General features: G+C 62.0%; 14 protein-coding genes. 5 read left to right on the top strand and 9 right to left on the bottom strand.

Annotated elements, in window-relative coordinates; genetic code table 11:
• The first annotated feature begins 53 nt into the window (after nucleotides 1–53).
• Nucleotides 54–1166, top strand: a complete 1113-nt coding sequence (locus FV139_RS15965) for a cytochrome-c peroxidase (protein WP_235898681.1) — start codon at nucleotides 54–56, stop codon at nucleotides 1164–1166.
• On the opposite strand, the gene FV139_RS15960 is transcribed toward FV139_RS15965, so the two are convergent.
• The gene (locus FV139_RS15960) at nucleotides 1138–2088 is read right to left on the bottom strand and encodes a pectinesterase family protein (RefSeq protein WP_148069471.1); all 951 of its coding nucleotides are present in this window, start codon (nucleotides 2086–2088) and stop codon (nucleotides 1138–1140) included. The two genes, FV139_RS15965 and FV139_RS15960, sit on opposite strands and share 29 nt — an antisense overlap.
• A gap of 119 nt (nucleotides 2089–2207) precedes the next feature.
• Between FV139_RS15960 and FV139_RS15955 the strand changes: the two genes are divergently transcribed.
• From FV139_RS15955 to FV139_RS15940, 4 genes are all read left to right on the top strand, one after another.
• The gene (locus tag FV139_RS15955; protein ID WP_148069470.1) at nucleotides 2208–2747 is read left to right on the top strand and encodes a manganese efflux pump MntP; all 540 of its coding nucleotides are present in this window, start codon (nucleotides 2208–2210) and stop codon (nucleotides 2745–2747) included.
• Between the two features lie 124 nt (nucleotides 2748–2871).
• Nucleotides 2872–3711 (top strand): SDR family NAD(P)-dependent oxidoreductase, encoded by an 840-nt coding sequence (locus FV139_RS15950; protein WP_148069469.1) that lies wholly within the window; start codon nucleotides 2872–2874, stop codon nucleotides 3709–3711.
• Nucleotides 3712–3857: 146 nt separating this feature from the next.
• Entirely contained in the window at nucleotides 3858–6035 is a 2178-nt protein-coding gene (gene katG / locus FV139_RS15945) for a catalase/peroxidase HPI (protein WP_148069468.1), read from the top strand.
• Between the two features lie 217 nt (nucleotides 6036–6252).
• On the top strand, nucleotides 6253–7452 hold the full coding sequence (locus FV139_RS15940; RefSeq protein ID WP_148069467.1) for a Bcr/CflA family efflux MFS transporter: 1200 nt from the start codon (nucleotides 6253–6255) through the stop codon (nucleotides 7450–7452).
• Nucleotides 7453–7496: 44 nt separating this feature from the next.
• Here the strand turns inward: FV139_RS15940 and FV139_RS15935 are convergent, their stop codons facing one another.
• From FV139_RS15935 to cyoB, 8 genes are all read right to left on the bottom strand, one after another.
• Nucleotides 7497–8177, bottom strand: coding sequence for a Fe2+-dependent dioxygenase (locus FV139_RS15935; RefSeq protein ID WP_148069466.1), 681 nt, complete (start codon nucleotides 8175–8177; stop codon nucleotides 7497–7499).
• Between the two features lie 27 nt (nucleotides 8178–8204).
• The gene (locus FV139_RS15930; protein WP_213004140.1) at nucleotides 8205–10577 is read right to left on the bottom strand and encodes a TonB-dependent receptor; all 2373 of its coding nucleotides are present in this window, start codon (nucleotides 10575–10577) and stop codon (nucleotides 8205–8207) included.
• A 116-nt stretch (nucleotides 10578–10693) separates the two neighbouring features.
• Nucleotides 10694–11248 carry a response regulator transcription factor gene (locus FV139_RS15925; RefSeq protein ID WP_148069465.1) on the bottom strand — a complete coding sequence of 185 codons (555 nt, stop codon included), beginning with the start codon at nucleotides 11246–11248 and terminating at the stop codon, nucleotides 10694–10696.
• 30 nt (nucleotides 11249–11278) lie between these two features.
• On the bottom strand, nucleotides 11279–12598 hold the full coding sequence (locus FV139_RS15920) for an ATP-binding protein (protein ID WP_148069464.1): 1320 nt from the start codon (nucleotides 12596–12598) through the stop codon (nucleotides 11279–11281).
• A 75-nt stretch (nucleotides 12599–12673) separates the two neighbouring features.
• Entirely contained in the window at nucleotides 12674–13432 is a 759-nt protein-coding gene (locus FV139_RS15915; protein WP_235898680.1) for an SURF1 family protein, read from the bottom strand.
• Nucleotides 13429–13809, bottom strand: a complete 381-nt coding sequence (gene cyoD, locus FV139_RS15910) for a cytochrome o ubiquinol oxidase subunit IV (RefSeq protein WP_148069463.1) — start codon at nucleotides 13807–13809, stop codon at nucleotides 13429–13431. Before cyoD ends, FV139_RS15915 begins: the two co-directional genes overlap by 4 nt.
• Entirely contained in the window at nucleotides 13806–14435 is a 630-nt protein-coding gene (gene cyoC, locus FV139_RS15905; RefSeq protein ID WP_148069462.1) for a cytochrome o ubiquinol oxidase subunit III, read from the bottom strand. Before cyoC ends, cyoD begins: the two co-directional genes overlap by 4 nt.
• Complete coding sequence (gene cyoB, locus FV139_RS15900) at nucleotides 14435–16441, bottom strand: cytochrome o ubiquinol oxidase subunit I (RefSeq protein WP_148069461.1); 2007 nt, start codon at nucleotides 16439–16441, stop codon at nucleotides 14435–14437. The genes cyoC and cyoB overlap by 1 nt, the downstream gene beginning before the upstream one ends.
• Nucleotides 16442–16503 lie beyond the last annotated feature (62 nt).

The raw sequence follows: 16503 nt of genomic DNA, 5'->3' as shown, positions 1-16503 counted from the left end.
AGAACTACGAAAATTCCCGCGCGATTGAGGCTACCGACGGAAACCGAGCGCCATTGTTCGCGAATATCGCGGAACCACCCAAAGGCCTTCCCGCCCTGCCCATACCCGAGCGCAACCCGGCCACGCCAGCGCGAATCGACCTGGGCCGGAAACTGTTCTTCGACCGCCGCCTGTCGTTTAACCGCACCCTGTCCTGCGCCATGTGCCATGTTCCTGAACAGGGTTTCACCCAGTACGAAGTGAAAACTCCGGTCGGGGCCGAGGGGCGCTTCATTGGACGCAATGCTCCAACGCTGCTCAACGTCGGCTACCGTGCTGCGCTGTTCCACGACGGCCGCGAATCCACACTGGAAAACCAGGTGTGGCAACCGCTGCTGAAAGCCAACGAAATGGCCAACCCGAGTATCGGTTTCGTGCTGGCCACCCTGCGCAACGCGCCGGACTACCAAGGCCTGTTCGAAGCGGCTTTCGACCAGGGACTGACCATGGAAACCGTGGGCATGGCGCTGGCGAGTTATCAGCGCGGCCTGATTGCAGCCGATTCACCCTTCGATCGCTGGTACTTTGGCGGCAATGAAAATGCCCTGAGCGAGCAAGCCCGGCAGGGCTGGGAACTGTTCCGCAGCCTGGGCTGCAGCGACTGCCACAGCGTTGAGCAGCATCACGCTCATTTTACCAATGACGCCTTCTACGACACCGGTATTGGCTATGCCCGCAGCATGGGTATTGGGCTGCAGCCAACTACCGTGCGCATTGCACCGGGTGTCGAAATCACCCCGACGGTGAAGTTCGAGCGCCCACCGGGAAATGACCTCGGCCGTTACGAAGCCACTGGCAGGAGCAGCGAGCGCTGGCAGTTCCGGGTACCCACGTTGCGCAATGTCGCCATCACGCCGCCGTACATGCACGACGGCTCGCTACCGAATCTTCGTGCGGTGATTGATTACTACGACGCCGGCGGTGTTCCCCATCAGGGCCAGGATCCACGCATTCGACCACTGGACCTGGAGGAGGCAGAAAAAGCAGCGCTGGTAGCCTTTCTGGAAAGCCTGACGGGGAGCAATATCGCCACCCTGGTGGAGGACGCGCGCAGCCAGGCCATAGGGGATGCGAACCTGGCGCAACCGAGAGCCGTGTTCAGCGACCGGGGGGCTGCCAGCCTCTGAATAGTCGTTCTGCGCGATAGGCGGCAGCCTCCGGCTCTTTCAGTTGCCGCGCCCAGGGAACCCGCCTGGAACGCTCCGCGCCGGGGCCCCGATTGCGATACTCGGCAAACCGGGCTGTCTCCTCGTTCACCTCATCGTCCCAGTTGTGCCAGCCTGCCGGCAGAATGTGTGAGCCGATTTCTGAATCCATGAACACCGCATTGGCGAAGGGACGCCAGGGCCTGCCCAGATAAACCGCGTCCACACCGGGTGCGGCCGTAAGGCGGCACTCACTGAAAACCAGCCCATGGGCCTCCTGCGCCGGTGTCGAAGCTGCGGTTACGTAGCCGTCGGCCAGTGATCGCAGTTCACAGTTTTCAAACAGGGCGGTGCCCTGGCCGAAAATGAAATCAATGGTTCCTTCGATGTAACAGTCACTGAACCAGGAACGAAAGCCCTCTCCCGCCAGGTACACCGTGTCCTGGTAGCCCTTGATACTGACGTTTACAAAGGCGGCCCTGTCGGCCTCGACGTGCAGGGCAACCGCCTGCCCCACCGGCCCCGCGGTGTTCTCGATGGTGAGGTTCTGCGCGTGAAAGTCGTTGCCGGCAACACGCAGGGTGTAGGTCATGAAGGTACTGTTGCGGCCGCGGTCGACCCGCTCGAAGTGGTCACCAAAGCGAATGATGGTGCCCTCCCGGCTCTCGCCAATCAGCGACAGCTGCGTATTCCAGGCGTGTACATCGACCTTCTCCTGGTAGACCCCGTTTTTCACATGGATGGTAATCGGCAGCAGCGGAAACGATTTGCTTGCATCAATCGCGTCCTGCAGGCGGGTGAAATCCCCCGACCCATCGCTGGCGACGGTCATTTCGGTGGCGAAGTCTGCGGCAACGGCCCCCAAGGGCAGTATCAGTAGCAGGCAAAGGGTCAGGATACGCATAAAGCGGGTCACTACGGAAACGGATCGAGGCAGTATAAACTAGCGCGCGCAACACATGCAGCGGGCCTCGGCCCCGCACATACCCGCGACAAACCTGTACCTGAAAGTGAGATCAGCGATTGATTGAAGTTGTCATTCTGGCCCTGGCCCTGAGCATGGACGCTTTCGCGGTTTCCATTGGCCTCGGCTCCAAACACGCCACCCGGACCCGATCACTGGCATTGATGTGCGCGGTGTATTTCGGCCTGTTCCAGGGACTGATGCCCCTGATCGGCTATCTGGGCGGCCGTGGCGTACTCGGCTGGATCGAGGGCTACGCGAACGGGATTGCCTTTGGCCTGCTGGCCCTGATTGGCGGAAAAATGATCTACGAATCACTGTCAGAGGGTATCGAGGAAGATATCGCCAGGATCACCCAGCGGGTCATGCTGTTGCTGGCCATCGCCACCAGCATCGACGCCATGGCCGCCGGCTTTACCCTGACGGTGCTGGAAGTGAATCCCTTCCTGTCCTGCGTGATCATCGGCGTCACTACGTTCCTGTTCAGCTTCGCCGGCGTGTTTGTGGGTGCACGGAGTGGCGTGTGGCTGGAAAGCAAGGCAGAGTTGCTGGGCGGCATTGTGCTCATCCTGATCGGGCTGAAGATACTGCTATTCTGATCCGGCCGATACCGAGATGGACCACTCGATTGACAGCGTTCTGATCGCACACCAGCATCGAGGCAGCCGTCCTGATAACCACTGCAGCGGCGCGTCAGCACTATAAGAAAAAGGGATTGGAGTCATGAGCAGAAAAGTTGCATTCATCACCGGCGCCAGCCGGGGCATCGGTGCCGCCACCGCGCTCGAATTTGCCCGCCGGGGTTACGACCTCGCGCTCACCGCACGCACCCTGCAGGAAGGCGAGCAGCATGAGCACGGCAGCTGGGAGCCCTACAGCCGCCCCCTGCCCGGCTCCCTGGAGTCCACCGCCGAACTCGCCCGCCAGCACGGCGCAGAGGTCCTTCTGGTGCGCTCTGACATTCTCGACACCTCATCCGTGCTCGCTGCTGCCGAGCGGGCCCTGGCCCATTTCGGTGCGGTCGATGTGCTGCTCAATAACGCCTGCTACCAGGGGCCGGGCAATATGCAGCGGGTGCTGGAGGTGGAGCTCGAACAGGCCGAAAGGGTCTACCGCGGAAATGTCCTGACGCCGCTGGCGCTGGTGCAGAAACTGTTGCCCGGGATGCTCGAACGCGGGAGCGGCGCCGTGATCAACATGGTGTCCGGTTCCGCCCTCAATGACCCGCCCGCTCCGGCGGACGAGGGCGGCTGGGGCTTTGTCTATCCCTCCTCCAAGGCCGCCCTCATTCGCATGATGCCGGCTCTGAGGGTGGAACATAAAGACAGCGGGGTGCGCTTCTTTTCGGTGGAGCCCGGGTTTGTGCTCACCGAGGTGATGAAGGCGAACGGGTTTGATGACAGGATCGCCGCCCGCTTCAACCCCACAGCGCCAGAAGCCATCGCCGATATCGTCTACTGGCTGGCAGAAGAGGAGGCAGCGTTGCCGTATCTCGAGCACTCAGTGGTATTTGCTCCGCAACTGCACAAAAAACTGTTTGCCACCCCGCAAGAGGGCCCCTGAGGCAACGGCAAACCGGATCGGGCAAATCGATTGCGAACTTCACAATTATCCATTTTCCCTGTCATCGTTCCGTGCCTATAGTAGGTACACGCCCGGACGCAGCTTGCTTCCCAAGCCCCTGGTCGCAATGCAAACAGGAGATGACTATGGAAAACACGAACACCGGATCCACCGGCAAATGCCCGGTAATGCACGGCTCGATGACCTCCACCGCCCAGTCCAACACCGACTGGTGGCCCGAAACCCTGAATCTCGACATCCTGCACCAGCACGACAGCAAAACCGACCCCCTCGGCCAGGACTTCGACTACCGCGAAGCGCTGAAGTCCCTCGATGTGCAAGCACTGAAAACAGACCTGCACACGCTGATGCACACCAGCCAGGACTGGTGGCCAGCTGACTGGGGCACCTACGCCGGCCTCATGGTACGCATGGCCTGGCACGCGGCGGGCAGTTATCGCCTCGCCGACGGCCGTGGTGGCGGTGGCACCGGCAACCAGCGCTTTGCCCCGCTCAACTCCTGGCCCGACAACGTCAGCCTCGACAAGGCCCGCCGCCTGCTGTGGCCGATCAAGAAAAAGTACGGCAACAAAATCAGCTGGGCAGACCTGATCATCCTCGCCGGCAATATCGCCTATGAATCTGTAGGCCTGAAGACCTTTGGTTTCGGTTTCGGCCGCGAAGACATCTGGCACCCGGAGAAGGACACCTACTGGGGTGCCGAGAAGGACTGGCTCGCCCCCACGAACAACCCCAACAGCCGCTATTCCGGTGACCGGGAGCTGGAGAACCCCCTGGCCGCGGTCATGATGGGGCTGATCTACGTGAATCCCGAAGGTGTGGACGGCAACCCCGATCCGCTCAAGACCGCCCACGACGTGCGCGACACCTTCGCCCGCATGGCGATGGACGACGAGGAAACCGTAGCGCTCACCGCCGGCGGCCACACCATCGGCAAGGCCCACGGCAATGGCGACGCCGAGCTGCTGGGCGCCTCACCGGAGGCGGCCGACGTCACGGAACAGGGCATGGGATGGCGTAACCCCACCGGCAAGGGGGTAGGCCGCGATGCCATCACCAGTGGCATCGAGGGCGCCTGGACCACCCACCCCACCCAATGGGACAACGGTTACTTCAAACTCCTGCTGGGCTACGACTGGGAGCTGAAGAAGAGCCCGGCTGGCGCCTGGCAGTGGCAGCCCATCGACATCCGGGAGGAGGACATGCCGGTCGACGTGGAGGACCCTTCAATCCGCTGCATGCCGATCATGACCGACGCCGACATGGCGATGAAGGAAGACCCAGCCTACCGCAAAATTTCCGAGCGCTTTGCCGCCGACCAGGACTACTTCTCGGAAACCTTCGCCCGGGCCTGGTTCAAACTGACCCACCGCGACATGGGGCCGAAGGTCCGTTACGTCGGCCCGGAAGTACCTCAGGAAGACCTGATCTGGCAGGACCCGGTCCCCGCAGGTAGCACCGGCTACGATGTCGACGCGGTCAAGGCGAAGGTCGCCGCCAGCGGCCTCTCCCTTGCCGAGATGGTCTGCACCGCCTGGGACAGCGCCCGCACCTACCGGGGTTCCGACATGCGCGGCGGCGCCAACGGCGCCCGCATTCGCCTGGCACCACAGAAGGACTGGGAGGGTAATGAGCCCGAACGTCTGGCCAAAGTGCTGGGCGTGCTGGAAGGCATTGCTGCTGACACCGGCGCCTCGGTGGCTGACGTGATCGTGCTGGCAGGCAACGTCGGGATCGAGCAGGCGGCAAAAGCCGCAGGTTGCGAGGTCACTGTACCGTTTGCGCCTGGCCGCGGCGACGCCACAGACGCCATGACCGACGCGGACTCCTTCGACGTGCTGGAGCCTATCCACGACGGCTATCGCAACTGGCTGAAGCAGGACTACGCCGTGAAACCCGAAGAACTGATGCTGGACCGAACCCAGCTGATGGGCCTCACCGCCCCTGAAATGACGGTACTGGTGGGCGGCATGCGGGTACTCGGCACCAACCACGGCGGCACCCGCCACGGTGTGCTGACCGACCGCGAAGGTGTGCTGAGCAATGACTTCTTCGTCAACCTGACCGACATGGCGAATAGCTGGAAGCCGTCCACTGAAGGCCTCTACGAGATCTGCGACCGTGCTACTGGCGAGGTGAAGTGGACTGCTACACGCCTCGACCTGGTATTTGGCTCCAACGCGATCCTCCGGGCCTATGCCGAGGTCTATGCCCAGGACGACAGCCAGCAGAAATTTGTCGAGGACTTCGTCGCCGCCTGGACCAAGGTGATGAATGCAGACCGCTTCGACCTGACGGGTTAAAGCCTCACTGCCGAACAGGCGACGCTGCAGGGGCCCCCTCTGTAGCGTTGTCTGTCCAACGTCACAGACTCCAACCGGGAGCGGAGGTGCGGAGCCACCGCCTCCCGCCTCGAATTTCCAACATGTGATTTATACAACCGAAGTCTGCTCAGCTCAGCGGGCGACAGCCGGTACAATGGGCTGCTCTGACGTCACTCGCTACAGGACTCCGCACGACATGCAAGACAACTCTACATTCCCTCTGTCCGTTGTCTTCGTGCTGGGTTTCACCATGATGCTGGGCCCCTTCGCCATCGACACCTACCTGCCGGCCTTTCCGCTGATTGCCGACACGCTGGGCGTCACTATCCACCAGGTTTCCCTGAGCATATCCATTTACATGCTGGGCTTTGCCGTGGGCCAACTGACCGGCGGCGCATTCTCTGACCGCTACGGCAGGCGCAGGGTACTCGTAGCGGGCCTTTGGACGTTTGCGTTTGCAGCATTTTACCTGGCCCAGGTAGATACCATGAGCGAGTTACTGGCCGGGCGCTTTGTGCAATCCATCGGCGGCGGCTGGATCGGGGTGTCCATACCGGCCATCGTGCGTGACCAGGTGCACGGCGTTCAGGCCGCGAAACTGTTTTCCATGATCGGCATGGTCTCCATCGTCGCTCCCGCCATCGCGCCCGCCATCGGGGCCGCACTATTGGAAGTGGGCAGCTGGGGCCTGATTTTCGTCTGCCTCGGCGCCTATGCCCTTGCACTGCTCCCGGCCCTGATGGTCACGGTATTCAGAGGGCCGCGAAAACCGCGCCCCACCCACGATGGAATCGGCTTTGTTGCGCGCTACATCAGCGTGATCAAAACACCCAGCGCACCACCCTATATACTCTGGCAGACCGCCTCCTTCGGCGGCCTGATCATGTTCGTAACCTACGCTTCGTACATCTACCAGGACCACTTCGAACAGTCTCGCGGCATGTTCACCCTGTTATTCGCGTGCAATATTTTCGCCATGTTCGCGGCGGTGCTGCTGAACCGCATCCTGCTGAACCGCCTGCATCCTCGCCCTATCATGTTTGCCGCCACCTGCGTCCAGGGTGTCGCAGCGGTATTCCTGCTGCTGGCGGCCCTGCTCGACTGGTCCGTCTGGGGTTTCCTGCCGGCGATGATGCTGTATGCGGGTAGCCTCGGCGCCATCAGCCCGAACATCCAGGCCTGCTACCTGGAATCTTTCCCCCGCAGTGCCGCCTCAGCCGCGGCGGTTATCGGTACCGCACAGTTCGGCCTCGGGGGCGGCGCGTCAGCCCTGAGCAACCTGCTGCCGGAAGGGCTGACGAGTGTGGTCGCCTGCATTGCCGCCTGCGCGGCTGTCAGCCTGCTGTGCATGATCTGGTCACGCCGGCGCGAGGCCCAGCTGAAAGCGGTCAGTTAAGCGGAAGAATTGGCAGCGCGTCGGGCCAGTGCCAACGCGGCTGGTCACACCTGGGCGTGCTGCCGCACCAGGTTGTGGTAGACATTGTGCAGGGCATCGAGCTGCTCTCTGCCAGCCCCCCCCGAACTCATGAGGGACTGTATCGCCCGGTCCAGCTCGTACAACGTGGCGCGGGTGTGATTGCAGGGCACCAGGCTCTGTAACCAGGTAATGGCGGCCACACGCACTCCCCGGGTCACCGGTGTCACCCGGTGCAGGCTGCTGGAGGGGTACACCACCATGCTGCCCGCGGGCAACTTGTGGGCCTGTTCGCCGTAGTCGGTCTGGATGACCAGTTCACCCCCGTCGTATTCCGAGGGATCACTGAGGAACAGGGTGGCGGAAACGTCACTGCGCAGCACATCCGGCGTGCCGGGTATGCGCATGACAGCGGCGTCCACGTGGAATCCGTAGGTCTCACTCACCCCGTAGCGATTGAAACAGGGGGGAAAGATCCGGTGCGGCAGGGCCGCCGCGGTAAACTGGGGATGCTGGCCCAGGCGGGCCAGCAGTGAATTGGCAAGGGAGCGCACGGTATCATCAGCTGCATCGGCCTGGCCGTTGCGCTTGACGTCGGCGGCCATGCCGGCGGCCGTGTTGCCGCCGTCCAGCCAGGGCGCCGAGTCGAGGGCGGCGCGGAACTCCCGCACCTCCCCGGCACTCAGCATCTCTTCGATAACTACCATGCATTCACCATCCGCTTTCCACCTGTGTCAGAACTCGTAGACCACTGACAGGCGCGCATTGCGCACATCGCCGAGGTACATAAAGCTGCCCGAACGGTAGGCCGCCGTCCAGTACTCTCTGTCGGTCACGTTGTTCAGGTTGAAGCGGAAGTTCAGTTTCTCCGAGTAGTTGTAGTTCACGAACAGGTCGAACACACCGTAGCTCGGAACCACAATGGAGTAGTCGCCAATCTCGTCGTCGTAGCCCGCCGCGGTGTCCGGCTGGCCGCCGTACATTTCGCTCTGGTAGGTGTAGGCGCCACCGAAGGCCCAGGCGTCGTTCGGCTCCCAGCGCAACAGGGCGTACAGACTGTCATCGGCGAAATTACTCAGGGCCAGGCCCTCGGTATCGGAGTTGAAAGACTCCAGAACCTCAGAGTCCATGATCGCTGCACTGAGCTGGATGCTGAGGGTATCGGTGATGGAACCGGTCAGGGAGATTTCGACACCTTCTACGCGGTTCTTGCCGGTGTTCAGGGTACCCAGCTGGCTATAGCTGTCACCCACGCTTTCCATCACATCGCTTTTGGTAATCTGGAATACGGCGGCAGTGGCCAGCAGACGATCGTCGAACAGCTCCCACTTGGTGCCGAGCTCGATATTTTCCACATGCTCAGGATCAGCCTGGGCCGCCTGGTCCGGGTCACCACAAAGACCACCGTATCCACAGTTGCCGCCGACATCGGATTCGCCGCCGTTGATATTCGCCGCGGTGCTGTAGGTCAGGTAGACATTACCTTCCTCACCCAGCTTACGCACCAGGCCAATGTGGCCGTTGGTGAGGCTGTCGGAGAAGGCGTAGTCCAGCTCACCCTCGCGACCAACCACGTCGTTGCTGTAGTCGTACCAATCCTGGCGCAAGCCCAGGAATACTTCCCAGTTTTCGCCCAGCTGGGTGGTATTCATGATATAGGCGGACACGGTATCGATGTTGTACTGGGCATCGATGTCGCCCCGGGTGTAGGTCCGCTGCATCAGGCCGCGCGGATCGTCGACTACGCTGCCATCGGCGCCGATGATGCAATAGGAGGGACTGGCGCCACGACGCCCGCCCACGATGCAGTTGCTCTCGCCGGTGGCTTCGTAGTCATACACGCCGTTGTCCACCGCTTCGGTGGTGTACTCCAGGCCAAAGACAAAGCGGCTGTCATGGCCCGCGAAAGCGGTATCCCAGAACAGGTTACCCTGGGCCACGCCATACTCGATTTCCTGCCAGCCCTGGTGGGTGCTGAGGGACATGGTCTCGGCGCCTGGAGCCTCGGGGTCGCTGGCGTCGCGCGTACTGCCGCGGATGCCGGTGGTAATGTAACCATTGTCGGTGGTGCCGTAGCGCAGGGAGGCGGACGCGCGCCACTGCTGGTTCAGCTCACCGTTCAGGCGCAGGGTGGTGGCCAGGGCTTCGGTTTCCAGGAAATCCTCATCCTGCGCGTACACCGGAATATCCTTCACCGGCTTGCGCTTGTCCCGGTCAAAATAGGAACCAAGATCAGGGATATCGTCTGCCTCAAGGTAGTAGACGTCAGCGATGGCATTCCAGCGATCGCCCAGATTGGTGTAGCCCGACAGCAGGAAGCCGTTGCGCTCGCGCTCCAGGCCATCGCGATTGGGAATGTCTTCGGAAGCGGTCAGGCCATTGAAGCGCAGGGCCATGTCCTCGCCGACCTTCACGTTGCTGTCGAAGGTGACGCGGTAATAGTCGTCGGTTCCCACGGACGCATCGACAATGCTGAAGTCTTCCGTCGGCGTGGCGGCCTTGGTAATCGTGTTCACCGCACCACCGGAGGAACCACGGCCGGCAAAGGTAGAGCTGGGGCCCTTGGTGATTTCAATCTGCTCGGCGGCAAAGCTTTCACGGGTGGTCATGCCCGGGTCGCGGATACCGTCGACAAACACATCGCTGCGGGCTTCGTGGCCACGAATTACGTAGCGGTCGCCAAAGGCGTTGCCGTTCTCACCGGTGCCCAGGGTCACACCGGCCTGGGAGCTGAGGATTTCCTTCAGGTCGGTCTTGCCCGAATCGAGGATCTGGGTCTGGGTGAGGATGTTCATGGTCTGCGGAGTAGTGGCCAGGTCGGAGAGCTGGCGCAGGTCGCCGGAACGGCTGGCGCGGTAGGCGGTGCCGGACATGCCGTACACCTCGACAATTTCGATCGAGCCGGCCTTGGCGCGGGCGGCTTCGGTGTCGCCCTCGCTGGCCACCTTGCACTGCTCGCTGGCGTCCCTGGCGTCACACTCGGCGGCGTCCTGAGCCGTGGCCGCGCTGGCGGCGAAGGCGAGCATCAGGGCGCTGGCGCCCAATGCGGTGGTTTTCAGCCCCTCCCCCGGGACCCCCTGCGGGTTCAGAAAAGTTTTCTTTTGCATGTCCGATATGCCTGTTGTTGTTGAACAGAGGCGGACAACTGTAATGAAACGTAATGCAGATGTAAATGAGAATGATTCTTTTTATTGGCTATTATCACCTGAGCCCCGAGGTTCTTCTATTTCACCTGCTGCTTGGCCAACTTGCGCGCCAAAGTACGTCGGTGCATCCCCAGGCGCCGGGCAGTCTCCGATATATTGAAGTCGGTTTCCGCCAGAGTCTGGTGGATACGCTCCCACTCCAAAGTCTTGATCGAAGTCGAACGGCCGGTAATCGCCACCTCGGTATTGCCCTCCGCGCTGTTGAAGGCCGCTTCAATGTCGTCGGTATTCGAGGGTTTGGCGAGGTAGTGGCAGGCACCGAGCTTGACCGCCTCCACCGCCGTGGCAATGCTGGCATAGCCGGTGAGTACGACGATCAGCATTTCCGGGTCGTGCCGGTGCAAAGCCTGTACGCAGGCCAGGCCCGAAGCCTCACCATCGAGTTTGAGGTCGACCACCGCGTAGCCGGGGTGGTGCTCCTCTACCTGTGGCAATGCGGCTTCCAGGCTGCTCGCGGTGAGCACCGTGTAGCCCCTGCGCTCGAAGGACCGGCCCAGGGTGCGGGCAAAGGCAGCGTCGTCCTCGACGAGAATCAGGGTGCGGTCATTATGGTCGGGCGAAACATCAGCCACGCAGCTCTCCTTGTTATTGTTTGAGCGTCTTCAGTCTTCTTTCAGTGCCAACGCGTCCAGCGGCAAACTCAGGGTAACCTCGGCGCCCCCGCCGGGGTTGTTGCTCGCCTGTACGTCACCACCCAGTGTACGCGCCACGTTCATCACCAGGAACAGGCCCAGGCCGCCACCGGCACGCCCCTTGGTGGACTGGTAGGGGCGCCCGAGACGATCGAAAATTTCCTGGGAGAAGCCCGGACCGCGGTCGCGCACGGTGATCCTGAGTGTATCGCCCTCACGCCCGGCCTCAAGCCCCACCCAGTCAGGTGAAGCCTCCAGGGCATTATCCAGGAGGTTATAGAGGGTCTGCTTCAACACCGAGTCCGAGGCGATATCCAGGTCTTCGCCAAAATGATTGTCGTAGTTCAGGTGTTTGACCGGCCGACCGGCCTGCCACTCGGCCACCAGTTCGTCGAGAAACTCACACACCGTGGTCTCACCGGAAGACTCCCCACGGGTTTCACCGGCACTCAGCAGGATGTCACTGACAATCGATTTACAGCGCTGTACCTGGGCCTGCATCTCCTGGATTTCCTGATAGAGGTCGGGGTCCGAGGTAAAGGCCGGCATGTAACGCCAGTCGCCGAGAATGACCGCGATGGTGGAAAGCGGCGTGCCCAGTTCATGGGCCGCCCCGGACGCCAGCAGGCCCATACGCACAATATGCTCTTCTTCCGCGGCGCGCTGGCGCAACTCCGCCAGGTGGGCGTCGCGCTCCCGGCGCGTCCGGGTGATACGGTTGAGGAAAACCAGCAGGAGTACCGCGTTGAGAATGAAGCAGATCAGCATCCCCTGGACATAGACACTGCCGAGCCCGAGGTGAAGGTCCTGCGGCAGGGCCAGGGGATGCCCCGCCACCGCCAGCCAGAGAAAACACCCGGTGGCGACCACGAGCAGGGTCCAGGCCCAGCGCCCCGCCAGCAACACCGCTGCCAGCCCCACCTGCAGCAAATAGAGAAAGACAAAGGGGTTGGTCGCGCCACCGCTGAGGTAGAGCTGGTAGGTCAGGGTTCCCATGTCGACCAGCAGGGCCACGAACAACTCCCCCCGATACACAGGCCGACGGAAGGCGAGGCTCAGCAGGCTGAGGGCATTGAAGACCAGCAGGCCCGCCAGCACAGAGAGCATCTGCCTGAGCGGCAGTTCCACGCCAAAGCCGTAGTGGGTCACCAGAATAGTTAACAGCTGGCCGAGCACAGCCATCCAGCGCAACTGGATAAGCTGCCGCATGTTCTTGCTGGCCGTGTCGTCGGTATCTGCTGCGTTTTGGGTCAGAAGGCGCGGCTTGCTCGCCGCCGCTGAATCAGTCATGGGTCGCTTCTCCTCGGGCGGGGAGTATACGCTGCCGCGCGAGGCACCGACCACTGAGCGCAAGGGCATCCCGATTCAGCGCCTTTTCGCCTCGCGCCGCCCCTCGCTCCGCCCTTCTCGCCGCCCCTCACGACAAACAAGCACCGCAGCGCCCACCACCATCAGCGCCAGCCCGTACCAGGTGATGGCATAGATGAGATGACTGTTGTGAAAGCGGATGACCGTAAGCCCGCCCACAGGCCCCGCACCGCCGGGGCTGCCGGGGGCATCGGCGGCGGCGTCGACGAAGTACGGCGCCACCGCCGCCAGGTTCCGGGCGGCGGCGATTGCCTCGATATCCCGTGAGTACCAGCGATCTTCCGCGGGGAGGTTGTCGCGCAGGACTCCACCCCCAGGTTCGCTCAGGCGTATGAGGCCGGTCACGATAACCTCGCCCGCGGGCACAGAAGCAACGGGGTCGCCCTGGGCTACGAAGCCCCGGTTGATCATTACGACACTGCCATCGAATCGCTGTAGCGGGCTGAGAATCCAGTAACCGGTACCCAGTTCGGTAGCGGCCGCCACCCGGGTATCGAGATCGGAGAGGAAGGTACCGCGGACCGAGACATGGCGATATTCGTCGCTGTCCCGGGATACCGCCGGCCACGCGTTACGCGCGGGGGCGGCCACGGCGGGCGCGTGCACCCGCCCGTTGACCCGCTCGATCAGGTCGAGCTTCCAGGCCCGGCGCTCCACCTGCCAGTTGCCGAGGGCGACAAAACCGGAGAAGGCCAGCACCGCGCACAGGGCGAGCGCGGCGTTGGCCATTTGTCGTGAACGCGAAGGGGCGCTCACGGCATCCCGTCAGCGCCCCCCATCATGGAGGGCATCATGTTGACGTTCATGTGATACATCACCCACAGGGAACCGAACAGGGTGATGAACAACAGCACCACGGTAAAGATCAGCGATAGCATGGTCCAGCCGCCCTGGGACTGGAAGTCCATGTGCAGGAAGTAAATCATGTGCACCACGATCTGCACCACGGCAAAGCCGAGGATGATCAGGATGGTGGCATTGCGTGAATCCAGCACATCAGACATGACCATCCAGAAGGGAATGGCAGTGAGGATGACCGAGGCGACGAAGCCGATCATGTAGCCTTTGAAGGAACTGTGCGGCGCCTCTTCGGCATGTTCGTGATGGCCGTGATGCTCGTGATGATCGCTCATACCATGGATCCCATCAGGTAGACGTAGGTAAAGACACCAATCCAGATAACGTCCAGGAAGTGCCAGAACATGGACAGACAGTAGACCCGGCGCTTGTTCTCCTGGATCAGGCCGTGCTTGCGCAGTTGCAGCAGCAGGGTCACCAGCCAGATACAGCCGAAGGTTACGTGCAGGCCGTGGGTGCCCACCAGGGTGAAGAAGGCGGACAGGAAGCCGCTGCGCTGGGGCCCGGCGCCGATGTGGATCATGTGGTAGAACTCATAGAGTTCCACGCCCAGGAAGCACAGGCCGAATACGCCGGTGACCGCCAGCCAGCCCATGGTGCCGCGCACGCTGTTCTGCTGCATCTTCAGTACGGCAAAGCCGTAAGTGATCGAAGAGATCAGCAGGAAGGCGGTGTTCAGGGCCACCAGTTCCAGGTCGAACAGGTCTGCGCCGGAAGGCCCGCCGGCAAAGTTCATGCTGAGGACGCCGTAGGTGGCGAACAGGGATGCGAAGATGAGACAGTCGCTCATCAGGTAGATCCAGAACCCCAGCAGGGTGCCCTGGGCAGGGTGGTGATCACCCTTGACCAGGAACTCCAGCTTGCCGCCCTCTGCGGCGGGTGTTGCTACTGCATTGCTCATCAGGCCAGCACCTCCCCGCGCTGATTCTCCACCGTGGCTACGTCCTCGGCGGGAATGTAGTAGTCACGCTTGTAGTTGAAGGTATGGATGATGGCGCCCAGGATCAGCGCGCCAAAGCTCGCTGCCGCCAGCCACCAGACGTACCAGATCATGGCAAAACCGAACACGGTGGCCAGGCCCGCCAGCACCATGCCCGCCGCGGTGTTCTTGGGCATGTGGATGGGCAGGAAGCCCTCCTTCGGCGGCTGGAAGCCCTGCTGCTTCATCTGCCACCAGGCATCGTTCTCGTGCACCTGCGGGGTGAAGGCAAAGTTGTACTGGGGCGGCGGCGAAGTGGTGGACCACTCCAGGGTACGGCCATTCCAGGGGTCACCGGACTCGTCGCGCAGGGACTCGCGCTTCTTGAAGCTCACGTAGAGCTGGATCAGGAAGCAGAGGATGCCGAGGCCGATCAGGAAGGCGCCCACGGCGGCAACCTGGAACCAGATCTGCAGGGACATGTCCTCGAAGTGGCTCATGCGGCGGGTCACGCCCATCAGGCCCAGCACATACAGCGGCATGAAGGCGGCGTAGAAACCGATCAGCCAGAACCAGAAGGAGCACTTGCCCCAGAACGGATCCAGCTTGTAGCCGGTGACCTTCGGGTACCAGTAGGTGATGGCGGCGAACACACCGAACACCACGCCACCAATGATCACGTTGTGGAAGTGGGCGATCAGGAACAGGCTGTTGTGCAGCACGAAGTCAGCCGGGGGTACGGCCAGCAGTACGCCGGTCATACCGCCGATGACGAAGGTGACCATGAAGCCCACGGTCCACAGCATCGGCACCTCAAACTGGATGCGGCCGCGGTACATGGTAAACAGCCAGTTGAAGATCTTCGCGCCCGTGGGGATCGAGATGATCATCGTGGTGATACCGAAGAAACTGTTCACCGTGGCGCCGGAGCCCATGGTAAAGAAGTGGTGCAACCACACCAGGTACGACAGCACGGTGATTACCACGGTGGCGTAGACCATGGAGGAGTAACCGAACAGGCGCTTGCCGCTGTAGGTGGACACGATCTCGGAGAACACCCCGAAGATCGGCAGGATCAGGATGTACACTTCCGGGTGGCCCCAGATCCAGATCAGGTTCACGTACATCATGGCGTTGCCGCCAAGGTCGTTGGTGAAGAAGTTGAAGTCCATGTAGCGATCGAGGGACAGCAGGGCCAGGACCGCGGTCAGGATCGGGAAGGCCGCCACGATCAGGATGTTGGTGCACAGGGCGGTCCAGGTGAAGACCGGCATTTTCATCATGGTCATGCCGGGGGCGCGCATCTTGACGATGGTCACCACGAAGTTGACCCCGGACAGCAGCGTACCCACGCCGGCGATCTGCAGCGACCAGATGTAGTAATCCACCCCGACCCCGGGGCTTTGTAATATCCCCGTTAGCGGTGGATAGGCGAGCCAGCCAGATTTGGCGAATTCCCCCACAAACAGCGACAGCATGATCAGGATGGCGCCGGAGGCGGTCATCCAGAAGCTGAAGTTATTGAGGAAGGGGAAGGCCACGTCGCGGGCGCCGATCTGCAGCGGCACGATGTAGTTCATCAGGCCCACCACAAAGGGCATCGCTACAAAGAAGATCATGATCACGCCGTGGGCGGTGAAGATCTGGTCGTAGTGATGGGGTGGCAGGTAGCCGGTGGCGTCGCCGAAGGCCATGGCCTGGTGCAGGCGCATCATGATGGCGTCGGCGAAGCCGCGCAGCAGCATGATGATGCCGAGGATCATGTACATCACGCCGATGCGCTTGTGATCGATGCTGGTGAACCACTCCGTCCACAGGTAGCCCCAGACCTTGTACCTGGTCAGGGCCGCCACCAGGGCCAGGCCGCCAAGCGCGACCACGGCGAAGGTGCCGAGGATGATCGGGTCGTGGAAGGGGAACGAGTCCCAGGTCAACCGGCCGAAGACGGCGGACGTGGTGTCGGAGTAGGTCTGTACTGCTGACGACATAGTTGTGGCGCCCTTGGGTTTTACAACTGGGCCGCCGGGGCGGCCGAAACAGGTTTTGTGAA

Origin of the sequence: Parahaliea maris (assembly GCF_008064665.1) — a bacterium.
In the GTDB taxonomy this organism is placed as follows: domain Bacteria; phylum Pseudomonadota; class Gammaproteobacteria; order Pseudomonadales; family Halieaceae; genus Parahaliea; species Parahaliea maris.
Note: the sequence above shows the minus strand (reverse complement) of the source record. Positions and strands in the feature narration are given on the sequence as shown.